The 16,218-nt window shown below is 76.1% G+C and carries 5 protein-coding genes; all 5 read right to left on the bottom strand.

Annotation, left to right across the window (positions count from 1 at the left end):
* Positions 1–66: 66 nt before the first annotated feature.
* Positions 67–282: an MbtH family protein gene (locus AB0398_RS06640; RefSeq protein ID WP_366372752.1), complete on the bottom strand. Its 216-nt coding sequence runs from the start codon at positions 280–282 to the stop codon at positions 67–69.
* Positions 279–7,487: an amino acid adenylation domain-containing protein gene (locus AB0398_RS06635; RefSeq protein WP_366372751.1), complete on the bottom strand. Its 7,209-nt coding sequence runs from the start codon at positions 7,485–7,487 to the stop codon at positions 279–281. Before AB0398_RS06635 ends, AB0398_RS06640 begins: the two co-directional genes overlap by 4 nt.
* A gap of 157 nt (positions 7,488–7,644) precedes the next feature.
* The gene (locus AB0398_RS06630; RefSeq protein ID WP_366372750.1) at positions 7,645–13,200 is read right to left on the bottom strand and encodes a condensation domain-containing protein; all 5,556 of its coding nucleotides are present in this window, start codon (positions 13,198–13,200) and stop codon (positions 7,645–7,647) included.
* Positions 13,201–13,283: 83 nt separating this feature from the next.
* Entirely contained in the window at positions 13,284–15,155 is a 1,872-nt protein-coding gene (locus AB0398_RS06625) for an amino acid adenylation domain-containing protein (RefSeq protein WP_366372749.1), read from the bottom strand.
* A gap of 8 nt (positions 15,156–15,163) precedes the next feature.
* Entirely contained in the window at positions 15,164–16,198 is a 1,035-nt protein-coding gene (locus tag AB0398_RS06620) for a TauD/TfdA family dioxygenase (RefSeq protein ID WP_366372748.1), read from the bottom strand.
* Positions 16,199–16,218: the final 20 nt, after the last annotated feature.

The raw sequence follows: 16,218 nt of genomic DNA, 5'->3' as shown, positions 1-16,218 counted from the left end.
AAAGGCGCCGCGCCCCGCGGTGAACGCGGGGCGCGGCGCCTTTTCCGGGTCATGCCCGGCGGGGCGTCAGGCGTACTGGGCGACGAGGCTGCGCGGGCGGATGTCGGTCCAGTGGGCGGTGACGTACTCCAGGGCCTCGGTCCGGCCGGTGGGGCCGTGAACGCTGGTCCAGCCGCCGGGGACGTCCGCGAAGGCCGGCCACAGGGAGTGCTGGCCCTCGTCGTTCACGACGACGTGGAAGGTTCCCTCGGCGTTGTCGAACGGGTTGACGGAATCGCTCATGACTGGCTCCTCATTTCCTTCTTCTGCAGGGCGGAGAGTTTCTCCGAGAGAATGCTTCCGATGTGTGCGAGTGGTTCGGGTCCGGCCATTTCGAGGTGGCCGCATTCGACGGTGTGGTTGTCGACGATTCCCTGGGCGAGGGGAATCCAGGTGGCGGCGAGGAGGCCTTCGGGCTCCCCCGGCCGGCGGGCGGTGAAGAACACCACGTCGGTGTCGGCGACGCCGGGCACGTGCCGGGCCATGAGTCCGGCGTGGGTCTCGGAGGCGCGGAGCACCGCCCGCAGCTCCGCGTCGGAGAAGCCGGCGAGGACGGGGTCCTCGCGGCGGATCCGCTCCGTCGCCTCCGCGAGGTCCCCGGCCGGCGCCTCGGCGGCCCGTTCCTCCGGCGGCAGTACGGAGACGCTGCCGGGTCCGGTCTGGTGGGCGTCCATCAGGGCCAGGAGCTCGACCCGCTCGCCGGCCTCGCGGAGCCGTACCGCCATGGTGTGGGCGACGACGCCGCCGTACGACCAGCCGAGCAGCCGGTAGGGGCCCCAGGGCTGGATCCGGCGGATCCGCTCCAGGTAGTCGTCGGCCATCTCCTCGACCGTGCGCGGCCGGTGGCCGGGGTCGCTCAGGGCGCGGGCCTGGAGGGCGTAGAGCGGCTGGTCGTCGCCGAGGTGGCGGGCGAGGCCCGCGTAGGCCCAGCCGACGCCGGTCCCGGGGTGGACGCAGAACAGCGGGCGGCGGGTGCCCCGGGTGCTGAGCGGCAGCAGGACGCCCAGGGCGGCGGCCGTGCCGTCGTCCCCGCTCCCGTCCCCGGCCTCGTCCTCGTACGAGCCGAGGAGGCCGGCGGGGGTGGGCAGGCGGAAGAGGTCGCGGACGGTGCGCTCGACGCCCAGGACGCCGCGCATGCGGTTGACCAGGCGGACGCCGAGCAGGGAGTGGCCGCCCAGGGAGAAGAAGTTGTCGTCGATGCCGACCTCGGGCACGTCGAGGATCTCGGCGAACAGGGCGCACAGCACCTCCTCGCGCGCGTTGCGGGGCCGCCGTCCGCCCTCGGCCGGGGCGGGCCGGTGCGGGGCGGGGAGGGCCGCGCGGTCGGGTTTGCCGTTGACGGTCAGCGGCAGGGCGTCGAGGACGACGACCGCGGAGGGCACGAGGTGTTCGGGGAGCGTGGCGCGGGCGGCGGCGAGCAGTTCGGCCCCGGTGACGGAGTGGCCGGCGCGGGGGACGGCGTAGCCGACGAGGGTCTTCTCGCCGGGCCGGTCCTCGCGGACCACGGCGAGCGCCTGGCCGACGGCGGGGTGTGCGGCGAGCGTCCGCTCGACCTCGCCGGGTTCGATCCGCACGCCGCGCAGCTTGATCTGGCCGTCCGCGCGGCCGAGGAAGCGGAGTTCGCCGTCGGGGGTCCACAGGACGCGGTCGCCGGTGCGGTACATGCGGCTGCCGTCGTTCTCGAACAGGTCGGGGACGAAGCGTTCGGCGGTCGTGCCGGGGCGGCCGACGTAGCCGCGGGCCACGTGCGTGCCCGCGATGTACAGCTCGCCGGGGACGCCGGGCGGCACGGGCCGCAGCGCGTCGTCGAGGACGTGGCTGCGGGTGTTGTCCATGGGCCGGCCGAGGTGGACGCCGGCGCCCCGCAGGGTGCGCCGTCCGGTGGCGAACCACTGGTTGTGGGAGGCGAAGGTGGTCTCGGTGGGTCCGTAGGAGTGGACGAGGACGGTGTCGGGGCAGTGGGTGAGGACCCGTTGGACGGCGGCCGGCGAGGCGACGTCCCCGCCGGTCCACACCTCGCGCAGCGCCCGGAGGGTGTCCAGGCCCTCGTCGGCCATGACGTGGAACAGGCCCACGGTGAAGTAGGCGCCGGTGACGCCGTGCCGGTGGACGGCGCGGGCGGTCTCGGCGAGGTCGGTGCCGTCGCCGGGGGTGACGACGAGGCTGCCGCCGCCGAGCAGCGGCACCCAGGTCTCGAAGACGGAGGCGTCGAAGCCGGTCGCGGAGTGCACCAGCATCCGCCGGGGCCCGCCGGCGGCGAGGTCGCGGTCGGCGGCGAGTTCGAGGACGTTGCGGTGGGTGACGCCGACGCCCTTGGGCCGGCCGGTCGATCCGGAGGTGAACATCACGTACATCAGGTCGTCGCCGGTGGCGCGCGGGGCTCCGGACTCCCCCGGTGCCGGGTCGTGCCCGGCGGGCGCGTCGACGGCGAGGACGGGGGCGGAGAGGCCGTCCGGGAGGGCGGCGGCGTGCGCCGTGTCGGTCGCCACGAGGCGGGCCCCGGCGTCCTCGGTCATCAGCCGGATCCTGGCCTCGGGGAGGCGGGGGTCCAGCGGGAGGTACGCGGCGCCGCACTTGAGGACGGCGAGCGCCGTCACCACCAGGGACACGCCCCGGTCGAGGAGGACGCCAACGGTGTCGCCCCGGCGCGTTCCGGCCGCGCGGAGGCGGGCGGCGAACGCGTCCGCCCGGGCGTCGAGTTCGGCGTAGGAGACGGTCTCGTCGTCGGTGACGAGCGCGGGGGCGTCGGGGGTCCGCGCGGCTTGGCGGGCGATCCGCTCGTGGACGGTCTCCGGCCCCGGGGGCGGCACGGTGGCGGTGTCGTTGTACTCGGCGCCGAGCCGGAGGCGGTCGGCGTCGGTGAGCAGGTCGACGTCCCCGATCCGTACGCCGGGGTCGGCCGCGGCGGCGCGCAGGGTCCGGTCCAGGTGGGCGGCGAGCAGGGCGGCGACGGGGGCGTCGAACAGGTCGGTGGCGTACTCCAGTCCGCCGGCCAGGCCGCCGGGGTGTCCTTCCGCGTCCCGCAGCTCCGTCAGGGCGAAGGTGAGGTCGAACTTGGTGGAGACGGTGTCGAGGAGGGCGGGTCCGCCCTCCCGGAAGAGGCCGCGCGCGGCGGCGGCGCCGGGGGTGTCGCGGGTGTAGTCGTGGTGGAGCTGGACGACGACCTGGGCCAGCGGGTGGTGGGCGGTGGTGCGGACGGGGTTGAGGTGTTCGACGACGCGGTCGAAGGGGAGCTCCTGGTGGGCGTAGGCGGCGAGGTCGGCCCGCCGGACCCGTTCGAGGAGTTCGGCGAAGGTGGGATCGCCGGAGGTGTCGGTGCGCAGCACCAGGGTGTTGACGAAGAAGCCGACCAGGTCGCCCAGGTTCTCGTCGTCGCGTCCGGCGGTCATGGTGGCGAGCGGCAGGTCGGTGCCGGCGCCGTGCCGGGTGAGGACGGCGGCCAGGGCGGCCTGGAGGACCATGAGGAGGGTGGCGCCGCCGCTCCGGGCGAGGTCCTCCAGGGCGCGGTGGGTGGCGGGGTCGAGGGCGACGGGGGCGTGTCCGCCGCGGTGGCCGGCCTCGGCGGGCCGGGGCCGGGCGGCGGGCAGTTCGAGGACGGGCGGCGCTCCGGCGAGGTTCTGCTCCCAGAACTCCAGGTGGTCCCGGGCGGCGGGCCCGTCGATCAGGTCCCGCTGCCAGAGGGTGTAGTCGGCGTACTGGACGGGCAGCGGCTCCCGGTCGGGGGCGCGGCCCCCGGCGCGGGCGAGGTAGGCGGTGGTGAGGTCGCCGAGGAGCGGTCCGGTGGACCAGCCGTCGGCGGCGATGTGGTGGACGAGGAGGACGAGGACCTGCCCGCCGTCGTGGAGCCCGCCGTCTCGGGGCTCGTCGTCGTACGCCCCGCCGTCGGGCAGCAGCAGCGTGGCCCGCAGCGGTGTCTCCTCGGCCAGGTCGAAGACGTGGCCGGCGGCCGCGGCGACGGCCTCGGGGAGCAGCGCGGCCGGGACGGACCGTACGTCGAGCGGGGGCCGGACGCCGGTCAGGACCTCCTGGTGGGGTTCGCCGTCGACGGTCCGGTAGCGGGTGCGGAGCACCTCGTGCCGGTCGGAGAGGTCGGTGAGGGCCAGGGCGAGGGCGTCCGGGTCGAGCGGCGCGGCCGGCCGCAGGACGAGGGGGATGTTGTAGGAGGCACTGGGGCCTTCGAGGGTGTCGATGAACCACAGCCGCCGCTGGGCGTACGAGAGGGGCAGCCGCTCGGGGCGGTCGGTGCGCGGGACGGGCCGGGACCGGGCGGTCCCGGCGGCGGTGCCGTTCCCGGTCTCCCGGTCGGCGATGCGGCGGGCGAGGGCGTCGGGGGTGGGGGCGAGGAGGAGGTCGCGGACCTGGACGTCGGCGCCGAGGCGGGCGCGGATCCGGTTGGCGAGGCGCACGCCGCTCATGGAGTGGCCGCCGATGGTGAAGAACCCCTCGTGCGGGCCCACGTCGTCCAGGCCGAGGGCCTCGGCGAAGAGTGCGCGGAGGGTGTCGAGGTGGGGCGGGGGCGGTTCGACGGCGGCGTGCGCGGCGGACAGGGCCTCCTCGGCGGCGGTCTCGGCGGCGCGGGCGGCGGTGCGGGCGCGCCGCGCGTCGAGGGCGAGCCGGTCGGCGGGCGCGACGAGCGCGGTGTCCGGGACGGGGTCGCCGGGCCGGTCGGCGGCGGTGCGTAGGGCGCGTTCCAGGGCGGTGAGGAGGAGCCGGGCGGTGTCCTCGTCGAGTACGTCCGTGGCGTGCTCCAGGGCGATCCGCAGTCCGGCGGGGGCGCCGTCGGCGTCGCGGAGCTCCTCGCAGGCGGCGGTGAGGTCGAACTTGGTGGTGGCCGGGCCGTCCTCGGCGAACCGGCCGTCGATCGCGCCGAGCCGGAAGGCCCCTCCTCCGGTGCCGGTGGTCCGCAGGGTGAGCATCACCTGGAAGAGGGGGTGGACGCCGGGCGTGCGGGGCGGGTTGAGGTGTTCGACGAGGAGGTCGAAGGGGAGCCGCTGGTGGGCGAATGCGGCGAGGTCGGTGTCGCGGACCCGTCGCAGGAGGTCGGTGAAGCCGGGGTCGCCGGAGGTGTCGGTGGGCAGGACGAGCGTGTTGACGAAGAAGCCGACCAGGTCGTCGAGGGCTTCGTCGTCGCGTCCGGCGACGGGGGTGCCGAGGGCGACGCGGTCGCCGGCTCCGGCCGCCCGCAGGGCGAGGGCCAGAGCGGTCTGGAGGACCATGAGGACGCTGGCGTCGTGCTCCTCGGCGAGGCGGACGAGCCGGGCGTGGACGCCGGCTCCGAGGGTGGTGGTCACCTGGGCGCCGGCGTGGTCGCGGACGGCGGGCCGGGGCCGGTCGAGGGGCAGGTCGGTCGCGTCGGGGAGGCCGTCGAGGGCGGTGCGCCAGTGGGCCAGGCCCCGGGCCGTGACGGAGTCGGGGTCGTCGCCGGTGCCGAGGAGGTCGTGCTGCCAGAGGGTGTAGTCGGCGTACTGGACGGGCAGCGGCTCCCGGTCGGGGGCGCGGCCCTCGACACGGTCGGCGTACGCCCGGGCCAGGTCGGTCATGAGGGGGGTGAGGGACCAGCCGTCGCCGGCGACGTGGTGGAGGAGGACGGCGAGGGTGGCGCCCGGGCCCTCGTCGGGCAGGAGGAGGGCGACGCGCAGGGGCAGTTCGCGGGAGAGGTCGAAGGTCTCGGCGGTGAAGGCGGCGACCTGGCCGGGGAGTTCGGCGGCGGGGCACTCGACGGTGCGGAGCCGGACGGCTGCGGGGGCCAGGACGTGCTGGTAGGGCTCGTCGTCGGGCGCGAGGAACACGGTGCGCAGGACCTCGTGCCGTTCGGCGAGGTCGGTGACGGCGGCGGCCAGGGCGGTGCGGTCGGGCACCGCGTCCAGGTGGAGGACGACCGGCATGTTGTAGGCGGCGGACGGGCCGTCGAACTGGTTGACCAGCCAGAGGCGCCGCTGCGCGTGGGAGAGCGGCACCCGGTCCCCGGCCGGCAGGGGCTCCTCGTGGACGACGGGCAGGCGCGGGTCGGTGGTGCGCAGCCTCTTCCGGTCGATCTTGCCCGAGCTGGTGCGGGGCAGGGCGACGACGGTGCTGACGGCGGGCACGGCGGCGGGCGGCATCCGGTCGCGCACCCGGGCGCGCAGTTCCTCCGCGCCGGTGCCGCCCTCGGTGACGACAAAGGCGACGAGCCGTTTGACGCCCTCGGCGTCCTGCTGGGCGACGACGGCGGCCTCCCGGACGGCGGGGTGGCCGGCGAGGACGGAGTCGATCGCGGCGGGGTCGATGCGCTGGCCGCCGATCTTCACCTCGTCGTCGAGGCGCCCGTGGTAGAGGATCTGCCGGTCCTCGCCGATGGTGACGAGGTCGCCGGTGCGGTAGGCGCGCTCGTCGTCCAGGGTGGTGAAGCGGCGGGCGTTGAGTTCGGGGCGGTGCAGGTAGCCGCGGGTCAGTCCGCCGCCCAGGAGCCAGAGTTCGCCGTCGACGACGGCGGCGCGGACGCCGGGCAGGGGGCGGCCGATGGGGACGGGGCCGGACTCGTGCCGGGTGAGGTCGGCGACGGTGGCCACGACGGTGGTCTCGGTGGGGCCGTAGCCGTTGAGCAGCCGGACCCGGTCGCCGGCCAGGGCGCGCCACTGGGCGATCCGCTCGGGCAGGACGGCCTCGCCGTAGACGAGCACGGTGCGCAGGTGGTCCGGGAGGCGGACGGCGCCGGTGGTCAGGACGTGGACGAGCTCGTGCCAGTAGGCGGCGGGCAGGTCGAGGAGGGTGATGCCGTGGCGCTCGCAGCCGGCGAGGAGTTCGCCGACGTCGAGCATGTCGTCGGTGCGCAGGACGAGGGTGCCGCCCGCGCCGAGGGTGGGGAAGACCTCCTGGACGCTGGCGTCGAAGTGCAGCGGGCTGAACTGGAGGACCCGGGAGTCGGGGCCGATGCCGTAGGCGGGGGTCGCGCCGGCGACGAAGTGGGCGAGGGAGTCGTGGGCGACGACGACGCCGTTGGGGGTGCCGGTGGAGCCCGAGGTGTAGATGACGTAGGCGGCGCCCGCCTCCGCGCCGGGTCCTTCGAGGACGAGTTCGCCGTGCCGGGCGACCTCGGCCGGGGTGGGGGCCAGGTCGCCGCAGGCGTCCCGGAGGATCGCGGCGTTGCGGGCGTCGGGGGCCTGGACGTCGAGCGGCAGGTAGGCGGCGCCGGTGGTGAGGACGGCGAGGAGGCCGACGATCGCGTCGGTGCCGCGGGGCCGGTGGAGGGCCACGAGGCGGCCGGGTCCCGCGCCCAGGGCGGCGAGCTCCCGGGCCCTTGCGTCCACGGCCGCGGCGAGCTCCGCGTACGTCAGCCGGGTGTCGGCGTGGACGAGGGCGGGGGCGTCGGGACGGGTGCGGACCTGATGGGCGATCAGGTCCAGGACGGGCGGGGCGGGGGCGGGAGAGGGTCCGCCGTCGAGCAGGTCGTCCGTTCTGCTGGGGGGCATGCTGGGTTCCTCCGGTAAGGGGCCGAGAGACCGGGGCGAACGGTTCCCCTCGCCTCCGTGCCCTCCACGCTAGGCGCGGCCCGCCCGCTCCCGGGGCAGTCGGACCGGCGGCTCCGGGCGGCAGAAGGCGCCGCCCGGAGCTGCCGGTGCCGGTCCGTCAGCGGCCCTGGCGCGCCCCCGCCCTGGTCCGGCGCCGCAGCGCCGGTGCGGCGGGTGGGCGGGGCGCCGCCGTGCCGGGCGCGGGCGGCGCGTCCGCGGGCGTCCGGTCCGCGTCGGCGAGGCGCCGGGCGAGGGAGGCCGCGGTGGGGTTGCGGAACACGTCCCGCAGGGTGAGGTCCCGGCCGAGGTCGGCGCGGATCCGGTTGAGCAGCCTGATGGCGAGGAGGGAGTGGCCGCCGGACTTGAAGAAGTTGTCGTTCCGGCCGAGGTCCCGGCCGCCGAGGACGTCGCGGAAGAGGGCGAGCAGCTCCTCCTCCCGGCCGTCCGGGGCAGCCGCGCCCGGCGCCTCCCCCTCGGACGGGAGGTCGGCGGGGTGCGCGCCGGGGGCGGGCAGCCGGTCCACGGCGACGACCCGGGCCGGGGCCAGGTACTCGGGCAGCCGCTCGGCGGCCCACTCCCGCAGCGCGGCCTCGTCGAAGGTGCCGGGACCGCCGGGCAGACGGGTGACGTACGCGTGGAGCCGGTCGTCGCGGACGGCGACGCCCGCCCCGGTCACGCCGGGGTGGCCGGTGAGGACGTCCTCGACGCGGCCGGGCTCCACCGGGTAGCCGCCCGCGGTGAGGACGGCGACGGGCCGCAGGGTGCCGTCGGCGGCCGGGAAGGCCCGCCGGCCGGTGGGCCGCGCGCCGCCGCCGGGGGCCGGCGCGTACACCTCTCCGGGGATCCGTACGGGCGCGGGGCGCCCCTTCTCGTCCCGTACGGCCTCCGGTCCCGAGGGGGCGGCCGGGCCGTACTGCGGTCCGGACAGCGGGAGTCCGGGGTCGGCGGCGAACGCGTCCAGGGTCTCGGCGAGGCGCCGGGCCAGGAGGCGGGCGGTGTCCTCGTCGTAGAGGGCGGTGGCGTATTCGAGGGCGCCGCGCAGTCCGGCCGGGGCGCCGTCCGCGTCGGTGAGCTCGGTGAGCGCGAAGGTCAGGTCCGACTTGGCGCCGACGGCGCGGAACGCGACCGGTTCGCCGTCCAGGACGTTCGGGGTGCGGGCGGCGGTCGCTGCGGTCGCGGCGTGGACCTGGAGCATCACCTGCACGAGCGGGGCGTGGGCGGCGGAGCGGTGCGGGCTGAGGTGCTCCACGAGCCGGTCGAAGGGGAGGTCCTGGTTGCTGTAGGCGGCGAGCCCCGTCTCGCGGACGCGGTGCACCAGGTCGGTGAAGGCGGGGTCGCCGGAGGTGTCGGTGCGCAGCACCAGCGTGTTGACGAAGAAGCCGACGAGGGGGTGCAGGGCGTCGTCCGCGCGGCCGGCGACGGTGGTGCCGATCGCGATGTCGGTGCCCGCGCCGTGCCGGGTGAGGAGGGCGGCCAGGGCGGCCTGCACGACCATGAAGAGGGTGGCGCCGCTGCTCCGGGCGCGGCGCAGCAGGGCCCGGTGCGTGGCGGCGCTCACGTCGAAGGCGGTGAGGGCGCCGGCCCCGTCGCTCTCCGCCGGGCGCGGCCGGTCGGTGGGCAGGGCGAGCAGCGGCGGCAGCCCGTCGAGCGCGGTGCGCCAGTGGGCCAGCTGCTCCCCCGAGAGGCCGTGTTCGCCGTCGAGGAGGTCGTGCTGCCAGAGGGTGTAGTCGGCGTACTGGACGGGCAGCGGCTCCCAGTCGGGGGCGCGGCCCTCCGTACGGGCCCGGTAGGCGGTGTCGAGGTCGGCGAGGAGGCACGGGGTGGACCAGCCGTCGCCCGCGATGTGGTGCAGGAGCAGCACGAGGACCTGGCCGCCGTCGGCGCCGGTGACGAGCCGGGCCCGGAAGGGGATCTCGGCGGCCAGGTCGAAGACGTGTCCGGCGGCCTCGTCGACGGCCGCCCGCAGCGCCTCGGGGCCGTCGACCGGGACCTGTTCGAGGACGGGCACGGCGCCGTCGAGGACCTGCTGGTGGGGCTCGCCTTCGGCGGAGCGGTAGACGGTGCGCAGCACCTCGTGGCGGGCGGCGACGTCCGCGAGGGCGGTGGCGAACACGGCCGGGTCGAGGGAGCGGTGGAGCCGGGTCACCACGGGGATGTTGTAGGTGGCGGACGGGCCTTCCAGCCGGTTCAGGAACCACAGCCGGCGCTGGGCGTAGGAGAGCGGGATCCGCTCGGGCCGCCGCTCCCGCGGCACCGGCCGCAGGGCCGGACGGTCGGGGCCCGCGACCTGGTCGCCGAGCCGCCGCAGGAGCTGCCGGGGCGTCGGGGCGAGGAACACGTCGCGGATCGCGGCCCGGAGCCCGAGGGCCGCGCGGACCCGGTTGGCGAGCTTGCCCGCGAGCAGCGAGTGCCCGCCGAGCTTGAAGAAGTTCTCCTCCGGCAGCACCTCCTCCCGCCCCAGGATCTCCGCGAACAGGCCGCGCAGGATCTCCTCGCGCGGGTCCGTGACGGCACGGGCCCCGTCCCGCACCCTCGTTCCGGCGGCACCGGCACCGGCACGGCTCCGCTCGGCGGCGAGGGCTTCGTGGCGCCGGTCGAGCTCCCGGCGCTCCTCGTCGGTGACCAGGCGGACGGTGTCGAGGGACGTGTCGGCGGGCCTCTCGGCGAGGGCGGTGAGGGCGCGGCGGAACAGGTCGAGCAGGAGGAGCGCGGTCTCCCGGTCGTAGAGGTCGGTCGCGTACTGGAGTCCGAGCAGCACGCCGCCCGGTTCGCCGTCGGGGCCGAGCGTCTCGGCGCAGTGGAAGCCCAGGTCGAACTTGGCGGCGGCCAGGTCGGCGCCGTCCAGGGTGCCGGGGATGCCGCCGAGCGCGCGGGCCGTGTCCTGCGCCTCCCCGGCGGTCTGCGCGCTGACCACGACCTGGAAGAAGGGGTGCCGGCCGAGGGACCGCTCGGGGTTCAGGTCCTCCACCAGCAGGTCGAACGGCAGATCGTCGTGGGCGAACGCCGCGAGGTCGGCCTCCCGCACCCGGTCCACCAGCTCACCGAGGGTCGGATTCCCGGACAGGTCGGTCCGCAGCGCCAGCGTGTTCACGAAGAACCCGACCAGATCGTGCAGCGCCTCCTCCGGCCGCCCGGCCACCGGCGTCCCGACCACCAGGTCGGACCCGGCACCCGCCGCCCGCAGGGCCAGGGACAGCGCGGAGCGCACCACCATGAAGAACGTCGCCCGCCGCGCACGGGCGAGACCGCCGAGCGCCTTGTGCACGCCTGCGCCGACCTCCGTGGTCACCACGTCGCCCCGCCGCTGTCCGGGCTCGGTCGACCGGGGCCGGTCGGCGGGCAGCCGCGTCTCCACCGGAGCACCGTCGAGCGCCGTACGCCAGAAGGCCAACCGGCCTCCCAGAACGCCGTGTTCGACACCGAGGAGGTCGTGCTGCCAGAGGGTGTAGTCGGTGTACTGGACGGGCAGCGGCTCCCAGTCGGGCGCGCGGCCCTCCGTACGGGCCCGGTAGGCGCGGTCCAGGTCCGCGAGCAGGCAGTCCACCGACCATCCGTCCGTGGCGATGTGGTGGACCAGCAGCACCAGGACCGCAGTCCCGTCCTCCACTCCGAACAGCCGTACGCGGAGCGGCAGTTCACGCGACACGTCGATCGACGTCCGGGCGAACTCCGTCGCCCGCGCCTTCGCCTCGCCGACGGGGGTGCGCTCCTCGACCTCCACCCGTACGCCGGGGACGCCGACGACCCGCTGGTACGGCTCGCCGTCCCGCGCCGGATACACCGTCCGCAGCACCTCGTGCCGCTCCACCACGTCCCGTACGGCCGCCTCCAACACCGCAGGATCGGGCACGGCGTCCAACCGGAGCACCACGGGCGCGTTGTACGCCGACGACGGGCCTTCGAGGCGGTTCAGGAACCACAGGCGGCGCTGGGCGTAGGAGAGCGGGATCCGCTCGGGCCGCCGTTCTTGCGGCACCGGCCGCAGGGCCGGACGGTCGGGGCCCGCGTCCTGGTCGCCGAGCCGCCGCAGGAGCTGCCGGGGCGTCGGGGCGAGGAACACGTCGCGGATCGCGGCCCGGAGGCCGAGGGCGCCGCGCACGCGGTTGGTGAGCTTGCCGGCCAGCAGGGAGTGTCCGCCGAGCTTGAAGAAGTTCTCCCCGGGCAGCACCTCCTCCCGTCCCAGGATCTCCGCGAACAGACCGCGCAGGATCTCCTCGCGCGGGTCCGTGGCGGTGCGCGCCCGGTCGCCGTCGCGCGGCTCCTTCCCGGCGCCGGCGCGATGCCGCCGGGCCTCGGCGAGCGCCCGGTGGCGGCGGTCGAGCCCGCGGCCCTCCTCGTCGGTGAGCAGGCGGACGGCGTCGAGGGGCGTGCTGTCCGGCTGCTCCGCGAGGGCGCTCAGCGCGCGCCGGAACAGGTCGAGGAGGAGGAGCGCGGTCTCCTCGTCGTAGAGATCGGTCGCGTACTGGAGTCCGAGCCGCAGCCCGTCCGGACCGCCGTCCGGATCGAACCGCTCCAGGCAGTCGAAGCTCAGGTCGAACTTGGCGGTGGCCAGGTCGGCGCCGTCGAGGACGGCCGGGATGCCGCCCAGGTGGTACGGGTCGTCCTGCGCGGTCCGCGCGCCGACCATGACCTGGAAGAAGGGGTGCCGGCCGAGGGACCGCTCGGGGTTCAGGTCCTCCACGAGCAGGTCGAACGGCAGGTCCTCGTGCGCGAACGCCGCCAGGTCCGCGTCTCGCACCCGGTCCACCAGCTCACCGAGGGTCGGATTCCCGGACAGGTCGGTCCGCAGCGCCAGCGTGTTCACGAAGAACCCGACCAGATCGTGCAGCGCCTCCTCCGGCCGCCCGGCCACCGGTGTCCCGACCACCAGGTCGGACCCGGCACCCGCCGCCCGCAGGGCCAGGGACAGGGCGGAGCGCACCACCATGAAGAACGTCGCCCGCCGCGCACGGGCGACACCGGTCAGGGCCTTGTGGGTCCCGGCGTCCAGGTCCAGGGTCACCACCGCGCCCCGCTGCCGCCCGGGTTCGGCCGGCCGGGGCCGGTCGGCGGGCAGCCGCGTCTCCACCGGAACGCCGTCGAGCGCCCGCCGCCAGAAGGCCAGTTGCTCGTGGGCGGTGCTGTCGGGGTCCCCGGGGTCGCCGAGCATGTCCCGCTGCCAGAGGGTGTAGTCCGCGTACTGGACGGGCAGCGGCTCCCAGTCGGGGGCCCGGCCCTCCGTACGGGCCCGATAGGCGCGGTCCAGATCGGAGAGGAGGCAGCCCACCGACCATCCGTCCGTGGCGATGTGGTGGACCAGCAGCACCAGGACCGCCGCCCCGCCCTCGACGCCGAACAACCGTACCTTCAGCGGGAGTTCTGCGGCCACGTCGACGGGGAGCCGGGCGAACTCCGTCGCCCGCGCCTCCGCCTCGCCGACGGTCAGGCCCCGCTCGACCTCCACCCGCACGCCGGGCGCGTCGACGATCCGCTGGTGCGGCTCGCCGTCCCGCGCCGGATACACCGTCCGCAGCACCTCGTGCCGCTCCACCACGTCCCGTACGGCCGCCTCCAACACCGCCGGGTCGGGCATCGACCCGAGCCGGAGCACCACGGGCGCGTTGTACGCCGACGACGGACCTTCGAGCCGGCTCAGGAACCACAGCCGGCGCTGGGCGTAGGACAGGGGGATCACGATTGCTGCTCCTCGGGAGTGGCGGAGGCGGGTGGGTGAGCCGGTGGCGGGGCCCGGGGCCTGGGCGGGGACGGGGACCGCGGTCAGGCATCCTTCGCGGCCGTCAGCCCCTCGATGTGGGCGGCGAGGTCGCGCAGCCGGGGGTTGGCGTAGACGGCCTTGACGGGCAGGGCCACGGAGAGCTCGGCCCGGACCCGGGAGACCAGCTTGATGGCGAGCAGGGAGTGGCCGCCGAGCTTGAAGAAGTTGTCGTCGGGGCCGATCGACGCGGCGCCCAGGACCTGGGTCCACACGCGGGCGATCAGCTCCTCCGCCGTGCCGGTCAGCCCCTCGGCGGAACCGGCGGTCCCCGCTTGGTCCTTCGGCGCCTCGACGCGGGTGGGGAGCGCGGCCCGGTCGAGCTTGCCGCTGGGCGTGGTGGCGAACCGGTCCACGGCGACGTACGCGGCCGGGACCATGTACGCGGGCAGGGCGGCGGTGAGCGCGGTGCGGAGCGCGGCGGCGTCCCCGCCCCGGTGGTAGGCGATGAGGCCGGGGGTGCCGCCCGCGTCCTCGCCGAGGATCACGGCGGCCTCGGCGACGCCGTCCACCCGGGTGAGGGCGGCCTCGATCTCCGGGAGTTCGACGCGGTGTCCGCGCAGCTTGATCTGGCCGTCGGCGCGGCCGAGGTAGACGAGCCGGCCGTCGGGGAGCCTGCGGCAGCGGTCGCCGGTGCGGTACATGCGTCCGCCGGGCGCGCCGGACGGGTCGGCGACGAAGCGTTCCGCCGTCAGGCCGGGGCGGTTGCGGTAGCCGCGGGCGACGCGCGGACCGGCCAGGTACAGCTCGCCGGCCTCGCCGTCCTCCACCGGGGCGAGGTCCCCGTCGAGGAGCAGGGCCCGGAAGTCGGGCAGGGCGGTGCCGATGTGCGGCTCGCCCGGCCGGTCGATCGGGGCGGCGGTGGCGTCGACGGTGCACTCGGTGGGCCCGTACACGTTGAGGGCGCGCAGGAGGCCGGAGGCGTGGGCGGCGGCCAGGCGGTCCCAGAGCGCCGGGCCGATGGGCTCGCCGCCGATCAGGAGGGTCAGCGGGCGCGGGCCGCCGTCCGGGGTGAGCAGGTCGAGGAGCGGGTCCGCGTGCGACGGGGTGATGTCCAGGTCGGTGAGGGCCTGCTCGTCGACGAGGGCGGCGAGGAGCGCCGGGTCGCGGCGGGTCTCCTCGTCGATCATGACGAGGGTGTCGCCCCGGCAGAGCCGTACCCACTGCTGCACGGACGCGTCGAACGACGGGGAGGCGTTCCAGCCGACCCGGCGGCCCTCGCCGGTGGCGGCGCCCGCGCCTTCGAGCTCTCGCAGCAGCAGGGAGACGGCGCCGCGGTCGATCTCCACGCCCTTGGGCCGGCCGGTGGAGCCGGAGGTGTAGATGACGTAGGCGAGGGTGCCGGCGGTGACCGGGACGGGCGCGTACGGGACGGGGGCGGCGTCGCGGGCGGTCGCGTCCGTCAGCTCGGCGAGGGTCACGGCGCGGGTGCCGGGGGCGGGGGAACCGGCCGGGCCGTCCGTCACCACCAGGTCGGCGCCGGAGTCCTCGACGAGGTAACGGCGGCGCTCGGCGGGCAGGGCGGGGTCGACCGGCAGGTAGGCGGCGCCGGCGGTGAGGGTGCCGATGATCGCGGTGACGAGGCCGGCGCCGCGCGGCAGGCAGAGCGCGACGACGCTCTCCGGCCCGGTGCCGAGGGCGGCGAGCCGGGCGGCGAACGCGGCGGCCTCGGCGCGCAGTTCGTCGAAGGTGAGGGTGCGGTCGCCCGCGACGACGGCGGTGCGCCCGCCGGGGGCGGTGGCGAGCCGGGCGAGCAGGTCGGCCGCGCCGGTGCCGGCGGCGGCGCACGGGCCGCAGGGGCAGGGGTCCGCGGTGCGGTGCTCCCCCGCGAGAGGGGCGGAGAGGGCGGCGGGGCGCTCGGGGAGGACGGCGGTCATGGCGGGGCTCACCTTCCGTACGGGGCGGTGGAGGGGGCGGTGGTCGGGGAGCAGGCGGACAGCGGCACCGGCTCGCCCATGGCGACGAGGATCTTGCGGTCCCCGGTGTACGACTCCCGGCCGTGGGCGCAGAGGATGTTGTCGACGAGCATCAGGTCGCCGGACTGCCAGGTCTCCCGCACGGTGACGGCCTGGTAGGCGTCGTTGACGGCGTCCACCTCGGCGTCGGTGAGGGTGGTGCCGTCGCCCAGGAGGGTCTGGAAGGGCAGGCCGTCCTCGCCGAACGTGTCGGTGAGGACCTCGCGGACGTCCTCGTCGAGGCTGCGGGCGTTCCAGAACGCGAAGTGGTTGAACCAGACGCGCTCGCCGGTCACCGGGTGGGTGATGATCGCGGAGCGGCGCTGGCGGGTGCGCAGGGTGTCCTCGTCGAGCCATTCGTAGCCGATGGCGTGGGCGTCGCAGTACGCCTCGGCGCCCGCCGGCTCGTCCGACGAGAACGCCTTGCGCCAGGGCATGCCCGCGAGGTCGGAGTAGTTGCGGACGAGGAGCCAGCCGGCCTCGGCGAACCGGTCGACGAGGTCCTGCGGGAGGGCGGCGAGGGCCTTCCGCATGTCGCCGACGGTGGTCGCGCCGCCCGTCTCGGGAGCGGTGACGCAGCCGAAGAGCAGCACGCCGGGGAAGTCGAGGGTGTAGCTGTTCTCGTTGTGCAGGCGGATCGGCTGGGCGGCGGGCAGGTCGGTGGAGGAGAAGACGCCCTCGCCGAAGTCGGTGCGCGGGGTGGCCTTCTCCTTGTAGCCGGCGCGCTCGGCGATCAGCGCGTCCCGGGCCTCGGCGAAGGTGGCCGCGTCCGTGACGGGCAGGCCGCGCAGCAGGACCGCGCCGGAGCGGTGCAGTTCGGCCTGGACGTCGGCGCGCCGGTCGGACAGCCACGCGGCGGCCTCGGCCATGGTGCCGAAGGCGGGCGTGTGGAGGACGGCCGGCTTGCCCGGCTCCCGGACTACGGTGACGCCGGTCGCGGCCGGGCTGGGGGCGAAGGTGGTCATGGCGGGTTCCTCGTCTTCCG

This window comes from Streptomyces sp. NPDC086147 (assembly GCF_040702165.1).
GTDB lineage: Bacteria > Actinomycetota > Actinomycetes > Streptomycetales > Streptomycetaceae > Streptomyces.
Note: the sequence above shows the minus strand (reverse complement) of the source record. Positions and strands in the feature narration are given on the sequence as shown.

Bases quoted from the DNA above. Each gene is read 5' to 3' on its own strand.
- AB0398_RS06640 (WP_366372752.1), bottom strand. From the start codon at position 282: ATGAGCGATTCCGTCAACCCGTTCGACAACGCCGAGGGAACCTTCCAC.
- AB0398_RS06635 (WP_366372751.1), bottom strand. From the start codon at position 7,487: ATGCCCCCCAGCAGAACGGACGACCTGCTCGACGGCGGACCCTCTCCC.
- AB0398_RS06625 (WP_366372749.1), bottom strand. From the start codon at position 15,155: ATGACCGCCGTCCTCCCCGAGCGCCCCGCCGCCCTCTCCGCCCCTCTC.
- AB0398_RS06620 (WP_366372748.1), bottom strand. From the start codon at position 16,198: ATGACCACCTTCGCCCCCAGCCCGGCCGCGACCGGCGTCACCGTAGTC.